This window comes from Hyphomonas sp., assembly GCF_036964145.1.
In the GTDB taxonomy this organism is placed as follows: Bacteria; Pseudomonadota; Alphaproteobacteria; order Caulobacterales; family Hyphomonadaceae; genus Hyphomonas.
This window is the reverse complement of the sequence record NZ_JBALUC010000002.1, coordinates 673,291-691,590: the sequence shown is the minus strand read 5'-3', so window position 1 is coordinate 691,590 and position 18,300 is coordinate 673,291. Positions and strand designations below refer to the sequence as shown.

Here is an 18,300-nt window from a genome sequence, read left to right as displayed (position 1 = left end):
ACTCAACCGCCGTCTTCTCCGGTAAGTTCCCGTTTCAAAGAATAATTCCCCGTCTGCGCCGCAATCACATCGGCCCATTCAAGACATTCGGCGCACGCGCAGGAGAGCGTAACGCCGGGAACGGTTATGGTATTCCACAGTGAAGCTCGCATCTATCCTGCGTAAAAACTCCTGATGAATATTGAGACCGGAGCGGGCCGCGTCGGAAAAGGTCTCGCAATGGTGAGCCAGGACAAGCGCCCCGTTCGGGCGAAGCCGTCTCGCGGTTTCGCGTGCCAGACCGTTCAGATCCTGATCCGACAGATAATAGAGAACTTCAGAGATGACGATCAGGTCATAGCTCATGTCGGGAAATCTGTCGGCGAGGGCCAATTGGGAAATTTTCACACGTGGAAGCAGCCCCGCGGCCTTTCGGACGAGTTGGACGCCGGTGGAGGTGCCCTCGGTTGAGGTCAGTCTGAGCGAACGGGCCGCCAGCATGGGTGTGTTCGATCCATTGCCAGCTGCAAGTTCGAGGACGCGCCCATACTTGCCAGTGCCCACCGCTCGTCCCAGAGCGGCCCGCTTTACCCGTTCATATCGGGAGTTCCAGGTTCGCCACGGATCGGGGTTCTCGGCAAACTTCCGTTCAAAATCGTCCAATGAGATCGCACCGCGTTTCATCGCATGCCAAAATATTCGTTCGGGCCGGCCAGACTCTGAATAAGCGGGCGATCCATGCAAAATCCATCGGGATCATCTTCGATCAGCCCTGTCTGGCTGCGATAGGTTGCAATAGCGGCAGCTTTCATCAATCGGCTGTCCTTCAAGGGTAATTTGTACCGGGGAGGATTGGTGGGCTGCGAGGCATCCGGCCAGATCATATAAGTGAGCTGATGCACCCGGGGCGGCCATGTTTCCTGACAGGCCCGGGCGACGATCCTGTGATCTGCGTGAAAATCAAAGACAGTGGGCCGTACCACCAAATCCGGCTCCTGCCCCTGGGCAAGTTTCTGTTTGAGACGACTGAACCCGGTCGGAGGCATATCTTGTAGACCACTGTCGGGAAAATCGAGAAAGGTGATGGCCGTTTGAGGGATACCGATGCGGGCCAATGCATGGCGGGTTTCGTGTCTTCGGCGGGCTATCAATCTTGCAGGAGGCCAGGCCTTGCTTTTGTGGGACGCCGCCCCATTGGTCACGACGGTAATGCGAACATCGGTCCCATGCCGGACAAGATGGCGCATCAGGCCGAACGCACCAATCGTTTCATCATCCGGATGCGGTGCCACGATCAGCGCTAGCCGTATGTTCTTGAGCGGCAGAGGATTATTCATAGCTGAGGCTGTATGCCCCCCGCTGCGGCGGCACGCCCAACCTTCTGTTTATGAGCGTCGGGTGCCGGTTGGCGCAGATAGACCATGAGATTGCAAATAATGTCCGATAACGGGTGGTCCCGGAACATTGATTTGACGCCGACACATTGCTGGGCAAGCAGAATGGCGCGCTCGGCCTGATCGCATACAACGGTACGGGCATGGGCGACCCTTGCCAGTTTTGTTTCGACGGTATCCTCTGAACAGCTTGCAGTTTGCCGAACCAGTGCAGCAGAAATATCCGCGCATGTATAGAGTTCAGCCAGCCGGTCTGTCTGATGGACGTCCTGGTCACGCCCAGTCTTGATGAGATGATCTCTGACGCCGTCAAAAAGTGCAGCAATGGCGCCCGCCTGTACGGCCACAAATCGTAACGCCCCCCCACTGAACCAAGGCTCTTTTTCGTAATCTCCAGGTTCGCCGACCTTCCAGTCTGATTGGCTGATGGCTCCGTTCCATCGCACAATATGTGTCTCTGAGGCCTGCATCCCGATTACATTCCACCAAGTCGTGTCGATCTCTGGAGGAACTTTGCTGAGGTCGAGCAAAAGAAGTTGCACATGATCCTTGTCGCCCGCATTCAGCGTGACGAGTGCATGGGACAGGATGCCTGCACCACTGGCGAACGCTTTGCCCCCTGACAAGGTCTCGTTGATAAGGGACAAGGGCGCCCCCGGTAAATCCGCGTTCCAGACACCCACGCTCGCTCCTGATTCCAACAAGGCGTCGAGGTAACTCCGATCTGCCTGGCCGAGCGTGCGATACAGAATTTGTATGGCGTCGACATGTCCCTCCAGCAGCCGTGCAAAAGGCAGGCTTTGCCGGCCGGCGGCGTAAAGGGTGCGAAGCAGGGCAAGATTGTCTCCATTCTCGCTTTGGGTCAGATCGATGCCCTGCAGCCATAGGCGGAAATTCTCACCGAGAGCCACGAAAGGCGCGTGAGGTGCGTTCAGGACAGATGCGGACAATGATCGGGTCATCAAGCGACAGCCCGATCCGTATCCTTTGCCCAAAGTGTACCTAGCAGGCGTTCGGCCTGTGGGAGAGGGATAAGATCACTCTGGTCGGCGGCATTGAGGGGGGCTATCGTCTCCACAAAGGCATCGCTGGTCCTGACGATTGCTGCGACCTCGTTCAGGTGTTCCGGATACAAATTAAAGTGTTGCGCTACCGGGCTCATGCGATTTGTTTCGAAGGCGTAGCGCAAAGCTGCCTGTTTTCGGAAATGCTGCGCCAATCGAACAGGATTCGGTACATTGGGCGGTGCTTTTTGTGGGAGTTGCGACCTGAGTTCATGCGCCAGGCCGTCCGGCGCGCGTCCGACCGTGCGCCCTGACGTCAGGACCCTAACGCGCCCATCTTGCCTCACCAGATAGTTTTGTCGCCTTGCTCTTTCGGCGAGGGCCGTGTCTTCGCCGTGCGCAAGGTCCAGAAAACCGCCGAGCTCGCGATAGACTGAAGCACGAAATGCGAGACTGGCGCCCCCGAGAGAGGGATGGCTTGGAGCAGGATCATAGCTGATGGGGTCGAGCGTCCTACGGAACCGGTGGAGCTCAAATTGGTAATCTTCCAGGCGTGTGCGCCAAGTGCCAGCACGCCGTCCGTTGCGAATAATATGCCCCGCTACAACATCGACAGTTTGCAGGGACCGACAATTCATTTCGACCCAATTGTTTGCAGGAAGGGAATCCGCGTCCGTGGTGAGCAGGAATGCCTTCTCAGCCGGACCTAGCTGTGACAAGCAAAGCCTCATGGCCGCCGCTCTCGCGCGACCAGCATTGGGCGCACTGCGAGGGAGCGTTCCCGTGCATATTTCGAAAGGTAGACTCCCGGCACGGTCTGATAGAATGGTGGCACTTTGATCCGTGCATCCATCAAGCAAGAAGCACGCAGTAAAGGCACCAGGTCCCACTGTCTGCCTGGCAAGAGCATCCAGCAGACGCGTGAGCCGTCGGGCTTCATTTCGGACAGGAATGCCAATGGCTATCTGGCCGTGCACTGACGAGCTCACAAAGTCCTCTCAAGCGCATCTAGTTTGCGACTGTGCTCGGCGAGTGAGTTTGTGGGCTTGCGAATGCTTGCCCGCGACGCCTGCAAATATGCCTTCACATTTGCGTAACTGACACAGCCCGCCCTCTGGTTCACTATGTGTGAAATTTGGTCGCTCGCCGTCCAGCGATCCCGCAATTCTTCAAAGTAAAGCTCGAAATGGTTTTGCGGGTCGGACATCACGAACCTCCATCTTATCTCGATTGCGGATGCTATAGGTTTCAACTCTCAAGCATGAGATTTGGTTCCTGACACATTGCTTGCCATTCGATGATGCAGACGTCAGCAATGGGTGCAAAGGAAGACATGTGGATTCAGATCATGCAGCGAGTGGCTCTGGCATCGGCAGACTGTCGGCCAGAATACCATTCACGCTGAACTGCCGACGCCGCGCATACTCACATTGCGGTCATGGAGCTTCAGCGACTCGTGCGAAAGGATCGACGAGGTGATCTCCTGATCAAGAGGGCCCAGCTAGTCCACGCGAATTTCGATGTAATACGCGCACTATCCCTACCACTAATGCTCATTTTGTCTGCATGATGTGATTTTCTAGGCGGTCCCGGTGCCTTTCCCAGGTCGGAAATTCGAATATCGATCGGGCGGTGAACTCAGGCGATATTTGCCAGAGGCTTTTCATCAAATTGCGCAAGTACGAAACGAGCGATCCGCACAACGAGGTCATCCGGGTTGAACGGCTTTGACACATAGTCTGCCGCGCCGAGATGAAGCGCGTCTTCCACGTCAGTTTCGCCCCGCCGTGCGGTGAGCATGAAGACCGGAATGTGAGCTGTTTCAGGATCGGATTTCAGCTGGCGTAGCGTTTCGTGACCATCCATAACAGGCATCATGGCATCGAGGATAATCAGGCCCGGCGGGTCACTTTTAACGCTGTCGAGTGCCCCGCGGCCATTTTCGGCCTGATCGATCCGGCATCCCAGCCGTGAGAGTTTGTGCACGAGAAGAGTTCTCAACATGCGGTCATCGTCAACGACAAGAATTCTATCTATTGCCATGGTACTTGTCCTACTTCGTGTTGAGATTCATCATGGCGAAGTTTGGCTGACATATGGTTCACGGAATCATCGAAAGCGACGCATCATCTTAAGCCATGCTTAACGCTCGGCCGTCTCGCCGTGATCAGTTGTGCGCATGTGAGAAATCAACCGGCATCTTTTGGTGTGGCGCCCCAGAATTCACGCTTGTTTGTCGGTTCTGGCAACAAATCTGAAGGCCGCTTCGGATACATCAGGCAAGCAATAGCGATGTCAAAACTATTCCAAAGCGATAGATCTTGGAAGTCTTTGTTTTGCCAAGAATGCTTAATTGCAGTGGAACATGGAACCGTTTTGCCGCGTAATCCGTACTTATACATGTATCATGCGGTGTGACTGAGATCGCAGGGTGGTCAGCACGTTAGATGGGCTGAATGGTAATGGTTACTCAACCCGGTTCGACAAGCGTTTTGTTGTTAACTCAACCCAGTGTGGTTTCTAAAGTTATGGAGCCTTTGCCTCCCTTCCAGTCGGAGCGCCAAACGCTCTACACGCCCGCTGATGAATTCTTCGAGAATATCGTTTCGCTGCTCCGCAATATGCTGGGTGTCGAATCCACCACGATCATTGTCACCGACGGTGAGCAGCGATGGCTGAAAGCGTCTACAGGTCTTGATCCCGATGAAATTTACAGTGACGTCAAATTCTACGCAGGCGTGCCAATCTATTCGGTGAACGATGAGATCATCGGAACGATATCGGCGCTCGATTCGTGCGAGCGAGACTTGCCGCCCAGTCAGATACAGGCGCTTGAAGATGTGGCGCGGGTGGTAACGGATTTCTACGAATTAAGACGGCTGGCCCTGAGTGACGGACTCACTGGTTTGCTCACACGCCGGGCTTTTGAGAATGAGGCCGAGCGACTGACTCAACTCTGTAGCCGGCACCGGCACCCGCTCACCTTGATCTATTTTGACGTCGATCACTTTAAATCCATCAATGACACCTATGGTCACCCTGCGGGTGACAAGGTCTTGAAGGCGGTCGCGGAAACGTGTCGCACATATCTTCGTCAAAGCGACGTCTTTGGTCGTCTCGGAGGAGAGGAATTCGCCGTCTTGCTTCCAGAAACGGATGAAAAAAACGCAGTCATGGTGGCGGAAAAACTCCGCATAGCAATCGGCGCGATGCGGTTCAACTTCCAGGATACGACGGTGGCCGTCACCTCGAGTTTTGGTGTGGCCACCCAGTCAGACCGAACCTATGACCTATCCACTTTGCTGGCCCGCGCGGATACGGCGATGTATCAGGCAAAGCAAGCTGGTCGAAATCGCTGCATGGTCTGGGGCGCAGGCGACCGCGTGGAAACGGTTGTCAGACGTAGGGTGCTTAAGGCCGGTCAGGTCGCCTTTTCAGGCACGCATGCCTCGATCGATTGTACGGTTCGTTCGCTGGGGCAGGCGGGAGCTGGCCTGGACCTTGTGACAACCATGAATGTCCCGGATGAATTTCATCTGCTTATTCGGTCCGATAAGCTCAGAGTTGCCTGCAAAGTGGTGTCGAGAACCCGGACGCATCTCGACGTCGAGTTCATTTGATCCTTGTAGGGGCCAGCGCCTTCTCAATCTTTGAAAAATTGCCGCCAGCGACGCAGCGCCTGGTAATACTTCCTAGTCTGCCGAGGAATCCTGTTGCCAATATTCTGCCAGCTTGTCTGGCAAGGTCAGAGGATCGAAGGGCTTGGGAATAATCCCGATAGCCCCAAGCTGAAGATAGGCTTCCTGCTCATGGGCCTGGGATTTCGCTGTCATGAAGACGGCTGGGACTGCCGCGCCGTTGGGAAGCGCGCGGATACGCCGAAGTGTTTCGGGGCCATCCATTTCCGGCATCATGACGTCAAGCAGCAACATATCGGGAGCAAAGTCATGAAATTGCGCCACGGCATCTGCACCGCTTATACAGTGATGCAGCTCCAATCCTCCAAATTCTTCTAATGCCATGACCGCCAGTTCCGCGACCATCGGATCGTCTTCAACAAATAGTATCTTGTTCAGGCCGTTTGCCATCTGCGTCTCCTTGTTTCGTCGAAGATGTGCACGTAGGAAAGTTCAGCCTGAAAGTGGCGCCGTGACCCTCCACGCTATCATAAGTAATTTCTCCGCCCAGGGATTCTACAATTGATTTAGTGATGTTCAGGCCAAGGCCGGACCCGCCTGCCATACGTGTGGCTGACCCGTCAGCTTGGGCAAACCTCTGGAATATCTTGTCCCGGAACGAGGTCGGAATGCCCGGACCCTTATCAGATACCGATATCTGAATCCGGTCATTTGCCTGTTCCGTGATCTCAATCATGACGGCTTCGCCCTTCGGGGAAAATTTGGCTGCGTTGGAGAGAAGGTTGACGAGTGCCTGATTGAAACGGGAGGGATCCACTATACTGTAGGTTTCCGGAGTATCTGCCTTCAGCTGAAAGGTAACACCATATTTCTCCGCCAGACTTTGGTGACGCTCCACAATGTCCGTCACCAGTCCTTTCATATCACAGACTTCGGGATAGAATTCCATTTTCCCTGCAGCGATTTTCTCGACATCCAGAATGTCATTGACCAGGCGCCCCAGCCTTTCCGTGCTCAGTAGGGAAATGTCCAGCAGGCGCTCTTCTTTAGGTCCGACTTTCCCGCGCAGCCGTTTTTGCAAGATGCCGAGCGAGGCCTGGATCGAGGTCAGGGGAGTACGCAGCTCGTGGTTCACTGTCGAGACGAACTCGCTCTTTAGAGTCTCCATCTGTTTGCGTTCTGTAATGTCCCGTACGATTCCGATGAACATGATCTGACCTCCGGCATCGACCTTGCTCAGCGAGATCTCCATGGGGAAGGTGGAGCCATCCAGACGGCGGCCTTCCGATTCCCGGGTGACCCCGACCACACTGCCAGGGGAGGATTTTTGATCCGAACTCAAAAACGGTTCATAGTCGGTAAGAATCGATTCCGGCATCAGCAATCCAATGTTCCGTCCGGTCATGTCCTCATGAGAGGCACCGAATATTCGCTCGGAAGATGGACTGAAATCCTGGATCATCCCTTCTTCGTTGGTTGAAAATATACCATCGAGCATATTGTCAAAAATGGCCCGAACCCGCGCTTCGGCCCCTTTCAGGTCTTGCGCCAATCCCTGGAATGCTCCCGCCAGTTCTCCGATTTCGTCAGCACGTTCGATCGCTAGCGCGGGCACGCCGCCAGACAGTCTCGCTTGCCGGATGGATGTGGTCATCGCGAGCAAGGGCGCGGTCAGTCGTGTTGATGTCCAGGCAGCCCCGCCGAGCGACAATCCGATCAACAACAAGGCAAGCAAGGCCCCTTCGTTTCGGATGCGCAGCACACCCGTCATCAACTCGCTATGAGGGACGCGGATAGATATGATGAGGTGTGAATCATCCAAGCGCTGACTAATCGGTAGTCTTGCGGAATAGATCAGATCATTTTCCGTATTCAGCAGCCATGTCGAAGCATGCTGTTCACGCTTTGGGCGAAGCGCCGCGAGCAGTTGTGCGCGCTCGCCCGACCCCTCCAGATTGTACTGGAATGCGGTGACCGATCCGTCAGCATGTTGTTCCATATAATCGCCGGATTCATTGGAGACAATGATATTGCGTTTCAACTGTATGACGTCAAACCGTTCTCGGAGCATGGCGCTGTAATCGGTGTTAATCACCACCATGCCGAATATTTTGCCCTTCGAGTCGAAGATGGGCACGATGGCGCGCAGGGTGGGGACGAGATCGCTGTCAAGCGTTCCAAATTCGCGATTATAGGTGACATTCGAGAAATAGGCCTCACCTCGCGCGAGAGTCAGCGCTTTCTGAAAATAGACTTCCTCCGACTTGGCTTGCAGCCGTGACTCCGTGACCCGCTCCCACCCATTGGAGGCCCGGTTGACTCGCACAAGCTCTCTGCCCTTATTGTCGAGACCGATATACCGCATTTGTGTGTAGGTAGTCCGCTCACGCATCATTGATACAAAAATGTCTTCCAGGCGCTGGCGCCACTGATCCGTCGTGGACCCGTCCAGCGGATCGATCTGGTTGTTGGCCGCACTTCGCAGCATGCCCTGGATGGGGGGCGTGCGTGAGACGACAAAGGCATCATTGATCATCTCGTCATAGGTGCGCTTGAATTCCAAGGCTACCAACTGGGCTTCATGAGCCACATTTTCCACGGCCATGTCACGCGAGAGGGAAGTGGTTCGTAAAACAAGGAGGGCGCCCAGCGCAAGTGACGTTACCAGGGACACGCCGCAGGCAAGCAGAATGATCTTGCTGCGCAAGGACTGGGGGACAAAGGACGTCAAACGTCTGGGGTATGGTTTCATGGCGCGCTCTCTTTGGCGGTAGCAATCCGTCAGCTGATGCGACGCTTTGCAGTCATTTGCCTGCGGAAAGCTGTACAATTTCTTACTGCTTATGCGGACCCCCGGCCCGCCATATATGTGTTTGACTCATCGATCTGTCGTTCCGCCGCAGGAGACTGGATGGATTCGTGGCAAGCCTTGTTCGCTCCGGCACCTGCAACTTGGCCTTGTCATGCCGAGGATAGGAGTGGGAGGAGGGATGACAGCGCTCCGTTGGCGGAGACGGTGTCAGGACGCACGCTGCTCGCGGCCCTCATTCCGAAAAGCTCGGAACACAGAGAGTCTGTCAGGCCCGCCCCCCAACCCTGCGGCAATCAATTGCCCCTCATCGTGTTCCCCATTGGAGGAATCGTTTTCAACATCCACTCTCCGAGCGGAAGTCTCACGCCGCTCCGCGACTTCGATGAGGGAGCCTAGGCCGGCGTCCGGGTTCCGGATGCACCCAGTACACAAGCGTTCGTCTCCATATCTGCTGATACAGGATCGCTGCAGTCCGCTGAAGGAGTGAACTCATTTTACGCGAGGGGGCCACAATCGTGGTCAAATGATGCCGCCCTATTGTAAATGACTGTCCGCTGGATAGTATTTATCCCAATATTTGCTGAAATTCTTCTTTGCCTAAGCAAGTTGTTTGGTTGGCGGCCGTGTCTAACTGCCCTGCAACTTCCTCGATTCTGGAAACCAAGATGTCAAACCAACGGATCGACTGGGACAAGCTGCGCGTTTTCAAAGTGGTGGCCGAACTGGGCAGCATGACGGGGGCAGCTGCGAGACTGAAAGAATCTCCCCCCACGGTCAGCCGCAAGATCGACGAACTGGAAGAGTTCCTGAGCAGCAAGCTGTTCAGTCGCTCAACGCGGGGGATGGAGCTGACGGAGACCGGCAAGACGGTCCTGCGCTATGCGCGGCAGATGGAAGAATCGGCGAATGCGGCTTTCAGCAAGGCGATTGGCAAGAGTGACGGGCCGGAAGGGCGGATCACGATTGGGACGGGCGATGGAGCCGGACCTTACTGGATCGCGCCGCGCCTGGCAGAGTTCCAAAACGTGCACCCCAAGGCCCAGATCCGCATGCATGTGCAGGAAGAGGAACCGGACCTGCTGAATGAAGAGGCCGATATCGCGATCCAGTTTACCGAATCGCGCGACCCGGAAATCATCTCGCACAAGCTTGGCACGCTTCACTATATCGGCTTCGCGTCGCAGGATTATCTGGACGCGCAAGAGACCCTGCCGTCCAGCCTGTTCGAGTATCACCAATACCGATGTATCCTGCATGAATCCTATGTTCAACAGGTTGAGCGATGGGCACCCAAGGCGGCCGAACTGAAGAAGATGATCGACTTCGCCTTCGTCACCAATTCGGCGAGTGCCATGATCGCGCTGTGCCGGCAGGGCGGGGGCATCGCTTTGCTGCCGACCTATTTGCAGGATGTCTTCCCGGACCTGGTGGCGCTGGACATGTCCGAAGTCGCGCCGATCCAGTTCTGGATGGCGTATACAGAGCAGACGCGCCGGTCGCCGCTTGGCAATTTGATGATCGAGTGGATCAAGGCCCAGTTCGACAAGCAGGTCTCGCCCTGGTTCACCGACGAGTTCTATCATCCGAAGCAGCGCCTCGGCCTTGCAAGCGATACGGATGAGAGGGCCCCCTTGCCGCGGGTGGCCGGCTAGTCAAAGGGGACGAGCTTAGTCGCTCGACATTGCCCGCAGGACTTTCGCCATGATGCTGAGGCGCTCCTTGGACGGGGTACGGTCGATCCAGGAATGGCATTCGGCGCGAACCTTGGCCGATGGATCGGTGTCCTTACCGTCTTCAGCATTTTCGTCTTCGAAAAGGCTGGCGATCGAGACACGAAGAACTTCCGCGACATTGGCGAGCATCCCGGCGCTCAGACGGTTCGTGCCGGTTTCATACTTCTGCAGCTGCTGGTGGCTGATGCCGAGCTCAGAGCCAAGTTCAGCGAGGGTCAGATTACGGTCCAGGCGAAGTTTTCGAATTTTTTCGCCAACCATCTGATCGACTGCCGTAGGGGCTCTGGAAGTAGATTGCTTCATGACCTGCTCGCTCCATATATCCATCAGAGGTAATTAGATTTCCCGCAAAGGGTGTTATGGCAAGACCAGCACTACCCAAGAAAACGGAATGCAGATCTAAATTTGCATTTCAATCTCATTACCGTTCCAATATTGGACTGTTTTGTGACGGCGAAAAAGCCATAAAAAGCAGTGCTTTCTGCTATGTCACAACCCATGTTAGGAAAGGTCCGATCCCACCTGAAGTGGATTAAGCCTCTGCAATTTTTAATAATCCTTTTTCCACTTAATTGAGAGCTTGGCCTCCCCGTCTGTAGTAGTTTCTGAAGTAACGGAAACCTGTGGTCTTGGCTCCCACTCAACTTCAACGGAACTTCCTGCAGCTCCGGCCGAGTTTAACTCAAGATATACATCGTCTGCGATGTATTGTCCTACGCCTACTTGTGCGGAGCCTTCCTCATTGGTGCCGAACGACAAACGGTCGATTCCCAAGGCCGCCTGAAGCTCGGAGGTCGGATCGAAGCCCGAGCTGTTGCCACTGAGTCGCGCGATGGAGTTGGCCAATTGGGCTGCTTCGAGGGCTGACAGATCCACCGATGACCGCCCGAACAGGAGGCGTGAGAGGATTTCATCCTCTGGCAAATCAGGTGAACTGCTTAGGGCAATGCTCGGGCTGGTGGGCGATCCCGCGAGCGCGACCGTTGCATCAAATCCATTGACGCTCCGCTCCGCCTCGACATCCAGCCGGGCCCGGCGCAGCGGGCCCTCGAAATAGACTGCCCCCTTGTCGAAGACGAACGGCCGGCCGGCGAGTGCGAGCGTGCCGCGACGCATGGTGGCCTGGCCATTGAGAAGCGGATCCGCCGCGGTCCCGGTGAGTTTCAGGTCTGCGCCCCACTCGCTTTCGAGGCCGCGCCCATCGATGAACACGCGCCGGTCGGCATTGATGTCGAGGTCGAGGGACAGAGACTGTCTCAGGGCGCTTTGGCCAGCGCCTTCTTCGCCGTCCTCTTTCCAGCGCACATCAATGGCCTGCGCCTTGGAGGAGGGAAGATTGTCGAGATTGAACCGGGCGGATTGGATGTCCACGGTTCCGGAGACGGTTCGCTGGTCCGTATTGCCAGTCAGGTTGACCTTGCCATCTGCGCGCAGCGAGTCGCCGTCCCGGTTGTAGAGCAGCAGGCCGGCGAACTCTGTGGTCAAATTGGTCTCATCGGTCGAGAGGGTGCCGGAGACGGTGGCGGTGCCGCCATCGGCGCCATCACCGGTCCCGGTCAGGCGAAGGGCGGCATCGGAGTAGGCGACTTCCAGGTCCAAATTCACGAGCCTCAAACTGGTCGCGCCGAATTCATAAATGCCATCTGCCAGTTCCGCTTCAGCGCGGACAGTCGGGGCCTTAAGGGTTCCCGAAAGCTCGGCGGACGCGTCGATCACACCGCCAACATCATGGCCATAGGCGAGCGCGAGGGAGCGCAGGTCAGACAAGTCGCCCTTCAGATTTGCCGTGCCCTGCATCGGCCGGTCCATGTCGAAATGGGCGATGCCCTCGGGCTCAGCCGCGACGGGAAGCGTGGCTGAGCCCGCCAGGCGCAGCTCGCCATAATCGCCTGCGCCGTCTATCATCAACGCCCCATTGCGCAGATGGCCGACCAAATCGACCGCAAGAGACCGCTCCAGCCCCGGCAATGGCCCTTCGACATTCATGTCGAAACGGCCTTCCGGATTGGCGCCGAAGAGCAAGAAGTCGCCGTCACCATTCACCATGACCCGGCGTGTCGCGATTCCAGCGGAAGCCAGCACGGGCGCGAGGTCGACATTCTCTACAGTGAGACTCATGCGGGGCGTGCGGGTCTGCTCGGCAATCCGTGCCTCGATGGAGCCGCCAAAGATTGCGAGGTTCGCTTCGATGGAGGGCGTTTCACCCAGACGCCAGCTAATGGGCTGGACCGAGCGAACCTGTTCTCCCAGCAAGGTGCCATCCAGCTCAATCTGACCGCTCGGATATTCCGCTGCAAAATCGGCTGCCCCCAATATATCGAGGGCGGTCGGCCGGGTTTCATGTTCGCGTTTTACCTGCACCGCGAAATTATAGCCTTCCGGCGCATTCCGGATTTGGCCGTTGATCGAGTCGAAACGGAGCGAGGGGGACAGCCAGACATTCTGGACCTGACCGGAGGCGGTGATGGACATGTCTGCGTCCGGCGCCCGGTCCACACTCAGCTTCACATCGAACGCGCCGACATGCCGTGCCCCGAGATTGAAACGTTCGCCCGCGACGTTGAGGGTGAGATCAAGCCCGCGCTTGCCGCCATAGATCAGGGACCCGGACAGCTGGGCGGTCTCATAAACAGACCGGATATCCCGCAAGGCGAAGACGCCATCAGCCCAGGACGCTATCGACGTGATTTCGACGGGCTGGTTCCCCGTATCACCGGACAGGCCGATAGGACCGGCCCAGCCATCATCTGTCCGGCTCAGATCGACCGCCGTTTGCAGAGCTGTGACATCAATGGAGTTGCGGCTGAGGGCGCCGCCCGTCGAGGTCAGTTTGATGGATTGAATGCCCTTCAGGCCGGACAGGCTGAGCGTGCCCGCATTCAGATTGAGGTATGTGCCCGATATCTCAATGGCTGCACTCTGTTCGAACTGGCCGGTCAGTGTTGTGGCGCCGTTGGAGGCATATTTGCCGGACAGCATCAGCTCCAGCTTGTCGCCATCGATCCTGGCCGACCGTACCTGATAAGCCTTGTCCGCTCTCTGAATGCTGGCGCGCACGCGGGCAGACTCTCCCAGTGCCTGGGCGACCGTTGAATTGACTTCACTAATGCCTTGAGCCGTCAAATCCGCAACAATCAGGGGCGATTTGAAGTTGCCGGTTACGCCGACAGAGCCGGTGGCAGACAGGCGCGGGGCGGAGACCAGCAGGCCAGACACCTGTTGCAGGCGGGCCTGCAGGTCCAGCGTCTTCTCGCGGGTACCAATGGTGCCGCTTGCTGCGACCCGTCCGGTGGACAACCGCATGGTGGAGGGCGCCAGCGTGACAAGGCCGGTATCGCGATTGTAGTCTCCGGCCAGCTCAAATTTCGGGGCCTTGCCGGCAATCCGCTGCGCCGTCGCGCTGGAGGACAAGACGCCCGTTCCGGCAAGCGTGCCCTCGAAACGGATACGCCTGTTGTCGGACACGATTTTCACGGGTCCTTCAAGCATGTCAAAAGGCAGATCAGCAGTGCTGTCAGCTGTCAGCCTTGCCGTGCCGTTCAGGGCAGGCGTATCCATCGGATCGGCAAGCGTGCCGGTAAAGGTGAGATCCGCATCAAGGCTGGCCAGCTCCTCAAGTCCCGAGAATTTGACATCGAGATTGACGGGGCCGTCGAAATCCTGTGCGCGGCGTCGATATATGCCGTTAGCGGAGAAGGTGCCCGAGGCCAGCGTACCGGACATATTGAACGGGATTTTCGCTTTCCGGATATCGCCGTCGAGCGTCAGGCGCGCGGCGGGACCGATCAGCGTCTTGATCCTGTCCGACAGGGGCAGGCGCGTTGCGTTGACATTCGCGCTGGCCAGCAGGTCGCCTGCCGTGATCTTGCCGGTCAGTTCCGCAACCGGCGCACCGGAGATTTTCAGTTCGGCAAAGCCGTCGCCATTGTCCAGCGTGCCGCTGGCGCGCGCCGTCAGCAAGGCGCTGTCGCCGTCGGGCAGTCTGGCGAGCGTCGCCAGCGTGCCGCCCGCAGGAGCCTCCACTTCAGCATCAAGGCTGTATGCGCCGGACGCGGTGCGCTTAAGCGTTGCGTCTACCCTGTCGCCCACACCTTCCAGCGGGAGTGCGGTGACTGCCAGATCGAACGTCCGGGCTTTTGGCAGGCGGAAGCGCCCGTCGATTTCAAATGCTGCGCGTGGGCCTGCCACGCCCTCCTGCAACAGCAATTCTGCAATTTTCAATTCGTCCAGCGAGACGGCCCATTTGCCCGAGGATCCGGAGTCCGGACTGTCATCCTGCTCCGTCACGGGGCGGCGGAGGACGTCGACCTTGCCAGCGCTTATCAGGTCCAGCTTGATCGTTCGCGACATCAGCCGCGCGGGCGACCAGGCGAGGTCGACATTCTCGACCGACAGCCAGACGCCTTCGGAATCGGTCAGTGTGATCCGGTCCGCACCGAGCCGGTCCAGAGGGTCGCCGGTAAGGCCTTCAATCTGCAGCGTGCCCAGCGATCCGGCCTTCCGGCCATCAATCTGGGATTCCACGAAAGCGCGCCCGCCGCTCGAGGCGATCCAGAGGCGCGTGGAAACGAGGATCACGGCCAGCACGACCAGAACTGACAGGATGGCCATCAGCCACCGTCGCCGCCGGACCATGTCGAGGAGAGTTGTCAGGGCTGCCATCAGAAGGCCTGCCCGATGGAGACATAGACCTGAACCGGGTCTTCACCTTCCCGCCGGTCAAGCGGTGTGGCGATGTCGAACCGGACCGGTCCGAAGCCCGGATAGAAGCGCACGCCGAGACCGAAGGAGGTTCGCATCTCGCTGAAGGCTTCATCAATCGAGCGCGCCGCATATCCGGAATCGACAAAGGCGACATAGCCCCAGCGCTCCGACTTGCGCCAGCGCAGCTCCGCCGTGGCCGCAAACATGGCGTCGCCGCCAATGATATTTCCGTCCGCATCTGTCGGGGACAGGGATTGGTATTCGAAGCCACGTACGGATCCGCCGCCGCCGGCAAAGAATTTCCGATCCACGGGTACGCCGTCATCGCCCAGGAAGGTCCCGGCTTCAGCCCTGACGGCGGCGACCAGCCGGTCGGAAATTTTCTGGTACGTCGAGGCGGAACTGGTGATTCGTGTGTAGGAAGCTTCGCCACCACCAAAGGAAACGCCCGGTTCGACGCCCAGAGACACCCGATTGCCCGCCTGCGGATCAAGTGGCTTCGAGACCGTGTCATAGGTCGCGCCGAGCGGGAAGGAGAGCGTCACCTGCTCGCGATAGTCATCGACTCCTTGCGCGCGCAATTCATAATCCGTCGAGCGCGTGGCATCGACCTTCGCTCCGGCCGAGACCATGAAATGGTCGTTGAATGGCTGGGACAGGCTCGCCGATACGCTGGCACCTTGAAGGTCGTAGGCATCGGTTTCCTCGGCGCGCACGCCGGTCTCGGCCATGAAGTCCCGGCCATAGCGGCCAATGTTCGGTCGCTCGTAGCTGAGTGTCAGGCCGCTGGCGCGCGTGGCGATCTGGGCCTCTACGCCGATTGTGTCGCCGATGCCGGTCAGATTGCGACGTTCCCAGCTGGCGGTCGCGCCGACGCCGTCAGACGTCGAGACGCTGACGCCCGCGCCGATCGAGCGGCGCTTGCCTTCCGAGAGCTGGAGATCGACTTTGTGCAGGCCGTCCGTGCCCGGAGTCTTCTGGACATTCACCCCGATGCCGTCAAACAGATCCGTTCCCCGCACGCGCGTGCGCAGCGTCTCCATTTTCTCCGGTGAGTAATAATCGCCAGGTTTCCAGTTGCGCAGGATCTGAATCGCGCGGTCTTCGGTTTTCAGATCGTCCGGAATGACCAGTTCGCCGAGCCGGACGCGGGGGCCCGGTACCAGCTGGTAGGTCAGATCCAGCGTCTTGTCCGCCCGCGAGGCGAGCGCGTCGATGCCCTGGCTTTCGGCAAAGGCATAGCCTGAATTCCGCAATTGGGTGACGAGTTGTCGTTCCAGCGCCTCGATGTCGTCGGTCACCGCCCAGGTGCCAATGCCCAGTTCGTCCGTGGTGATGCCAAGCTGGTTGCCCACGTCATCCGGCAGGTCATCGGTGCCCACCAAGGTCACGGATGCAATCGTGAACCGTTCGCCGATATCCACATCCAGGCGCGGGCGCGTGACCATGTCCTCGACCAGATCGGGACTGACGAGGGCCATGAAGTAGCCTTCCGAGGCGAGATACTCTTCCAGCGCGCTGGCGGCCTGTGTCGCACGTCGGCGCACATCAAGCAGGCTGGTCGGCTCACCTGCGCGGATCGCGACCGCATCGCGCGCATCATCTTCCAGATTGTTTGGCAGACCGTCGATGGTGACCGGAATGATGGTGTTTCCGGAAATTGCCGTCTCACTGTCACCATTGCCGCGCAGATAGGCGCAGGCGGGCATCAGGCTGAGCGCCAGGCAGCAGACAGCCATCCTGCCTCGGGGCAGGGCAAGTCTGTCCGATGGGCGTTCTGCCCGGTTTACCATCTTTCCTTCGATCCTTGCGTATTCATTGAGATATGTGCGTTATTGAGCTGAGTGTACGGTGAACAAGTTTGCTGAAATTTGTCGCTTCCAACCCGATAGCTGTTTTTTTGTCCATTCGCGACGAAATCAGACCCCGCAAAAATACTCATCATGGGCCAGATTGTGCGACTTATGGCGGGCCCCCATATTGGCAACTCCATTCTTTCCCACGGGGATTTTCATGACATATCTGATGGTTCTGGGCGGTCTCGTCCTCCTGTTTATCGGAGGCGAGGGACTGGTTCGGGGCTCTGTGAGTGTTGCGCGCAAGCTCAACATTTCCGACCTGGTGATCGGCCTGACCCTGGTCGGCTTCGGGACGTCGGTGCCCGAGCTTGTGACCAGCCTGCGCGCCATCAATGAGGGCGCCGTCGGCATTGCGGTCGGCAATGTGGTCGGGTCCAACATTGCCAATATCCTGCTCGTGCTCGGCATAGCCGCACTGATCCATCCCATCATCACCAATCCTCGTGCCCTGATGCGGGATACGTCGGTCATGGTCATCGTCACCATCCTTCTATGCGGGCTCATTTGGTTTGACCTCTTCTCCCGCCTTGCAGGATTCATGCTGATGGCGTGTCTGGTGGCGTATGTGGGCTTTTCGCTGTTCGCGGACCAGACGACCGGGGATGAAGCCTCGGCCCTGCATGCTGAAGAGGCTGAAACGGTCGAGGCGAATTATGGGGTCATATTCGGCATCCTGATGGCGCTGGCAGGTCTTGTCGGCGTTGTGTTCGGGGCCAAACTGCTCGTCGATGGCGGGGTAACCATCGCGCGGGAGTTCGGTATCAGCGAAACCGTCATCGGCCTGTCCATCGTGGCCGTGGGCACCAGCCTGCCAGAACTTGCCACGTCGGCGATCGCAGCCTTTCGCGGCAAGGCGGATGTCGCGCTCGGCAATATCATCGGCTCCAACATCTTCAACATTCTCGGCATTCTGGGCGTCACGGCGCTGGTCCATCCGTTCAGCGTGCGTAGCGTGCCGGTCGGCGATGTCACCACGGATGCGGTCACGTCCGGGGCGGGCACCAGCCTGATCAGTTTGGGCGATATGTCCGCGCTGATCCTGTCGGTCGGGCTGATGGTCCTGTTTGCGATCACTGGTCGCCTGATCGCGCGCTGGGAAGGGGCGGTTCTCCTTTTCGGCTATGCGCTCTATATGGGGCTCACCTTCAATCTCATTCCCGTACCGGCGATCCTTTAA

General features: G+C 57.8%; 13 protein-coding genes. 3 read left to right on the top strand and 10 right to left on the bottom strand.

Annotated features, from left to right (window positions below):
* Positions 1–78: 78 nt before the first annotated feature.
* The 5 genes from V7660_RS08230 to V7660_RS08210 form a co-directional block, all read right to left on the bottom strand.
* Positions 79–642 (bottom strand): class I SAM-dependent methyltransferase, encoded by a 564-nt coding sequence (locus V7660_RS08230; protein WP_335602597.1) that lies wholly within the window; start codon positions 640–642, stop codon positions 79–81.
* A 17-nt stretch (positions 643–659) separates the two neighbouring features.
* Positions 660–1,316 carry a PIG-L deacetylase family protein gene (locus tag V7660_RS08225; RefSeq protein WP_335602596.1) on the bottom strand — a complete coding sequence of 219 codons (657 nt, stop codon included), beginning with the start codon at positions 1,314–1,316 and terminating at the stop codon, positions 660–662.
* Positions 1,313–2,284, bottom strand: a complete 972-nt coding sequence (locus tag V7660_RS08220) for an acyl-CoA dehydrogenase (protein ID WP_335602595.1) — start codon at positions 2,282–2,284, stop codon at positions 1,313–1,315. Before V7660_RS08220 ends, V7660_RS08225 begins: the two co-directional genes overlap by 4 nt.
* Before the next feature lie 50 nt (positions 2,285–2,334).
* On the bottom strand, positions 2,335–3,354 hold the full coding sequence (locus tag V7660_RS08215) for a glycosyltransferase (RefSeq protein ID WP_335602594.1): 1,020 nt from the start codon (positions 3,352–3,354) through the stop codon (positions 2,335–2,337).
* Positions 3,355–4,015: 661 nt separating this feature from the next.
* A complete protein-coding gene (locus tag V7660_RS08210; protein WP_335602593.1) occupies positions 4,016–4,420 on the bottom strand; it encodes a response regulator in 405 nt (134 codons plus the stop codon).
* Between the two features lie 413 nt (positions 4,421–4,833).
* Here V7660_RS08210 and V7660_RS08205 point away from each other — a divergent pair, with 413 nt between their 5' ends.
* A complete protein-coding gene (locus V7660_RS08205) occupies positions 4,834–5,997 on the top strand; it encodes a GGDEF domain-containing protein (protein ID WP_335602592.1) in 1,164 nt (387 codons plus the stop codon).
* A gap of 72 nt (positions 5,998–6,069) precedes the next feature.
* On the opposite strand, the gene V7660_RS08200 is transcribed toward V7660_RS08205, so the two are convergent.
* Together V7660_RS08200 and V7660_RS08195 are read right to left on the bottom strand one after the other, a co-directional pair.
* Positions 6,070–6,465: a response regulator gene (locus V7660_RS08200; RefSeq protein WP_335602591.1), complete on the bottom strand. Its 396-nt coding sequence runs from the start codon at positions 6,463–6,465 to the stop codon at positions 6,070–6,072.
* Entirely contained in the window at positions 6,431–8,767 is a 2,337-nt protein-coding gene (locus V7660_RS08195) for an ATP-binding protein (RefSeq protein ID WP_335602590.1), read from the bottom strand. The genes V7660_RS08200 and V7660_RS08195 overlap by 35 nt, the downstream gene beginning before the upstream one ends.
* A gap of 725 nt (positions 8,768–9,492) precedes the next feature.
* Between V7660_RS08195 and V7660_RS08190 the strand changes: the two genes are divergently transcribed.
* Positions 9,493–10,479 (top strand): LysR family transcriptional regulator, encoded by a 987-nt coding sequence (locus V7660_RS08190; protein ID WP_335602589.1) that lies wholly within the window; start codon positions 9,493–9,495, stop codon positions 10,477–10,479.
* Between the two features lie 15 nt (positions 10,480–10,494).
* Here V7660_RS08190 and V7660_RS08185 read toward each other — a convergent pair whose 3' ends face one another.
* The 3 genes from V7660_RS08185 to V7660_RS08175 all read right to left on the bottom strand — a co-directional run bounded on the left by V7660_RS08185 (position 10,495) and on the right by V7660_RS08175 (position 17,003).
* On the bottom strand, positions 10,495–10,863 hold the full coding sequence (locus V7660_RS08185; RefSeq protein WP_335602588.1) for a helix-turn-helix domain-containing protein: 369 nt from the start codon (positions 10,861–10,863) through the stop codon (positions 10,495–10,497).
* 246 nt (positions 10,864–11,109) lie between these two features.
* The gene (locus tag V7660_RS08180; protein ID WP_335602587.1) at positions 11,110–15,222 is read right to left on the bottom strand and encodes a translocation/assembly module TamB domain-containing protein; all 4,113 of its coding nucleotides are present in this window, start codon (positions 15,220–15,222) and stop codon (positions 11,110–11,112) included.
* Positions 15,222–17,003 carry an autotransporter assembly complex protein TamA gene (locus tag V7660_RS08175; RefSeq protein ID WP_335602586.1) on the bottom strand — a complete coding sequence of 594 codons (1,782 nt, stop codon included), beginning with the start codon at positions 17,001–17,003 and terminating at the stop codon, positions 15,222–15,224. The genes V7660_RS08180 and V7660_RS08175 overlap by 1 nt, the downstream gene beginning before the upstream one ends.
* A 274-nt stretch (positions 17,004–17,277) precedes the next feature.
* On the opposite strand from V7660_RS08175, the gene V7660_RS08170 reads away from it, so the two are divergent.
* On the top strand, positions 17,278–18,300 hold the full coding sequence (locus V7660_RS08170; protein WP_335602585.1) for a calcium/sodium antiporter: 1,023 nt from the start codon (positions 17,278–17,280) through the stop codon (positions 18,298–18,300).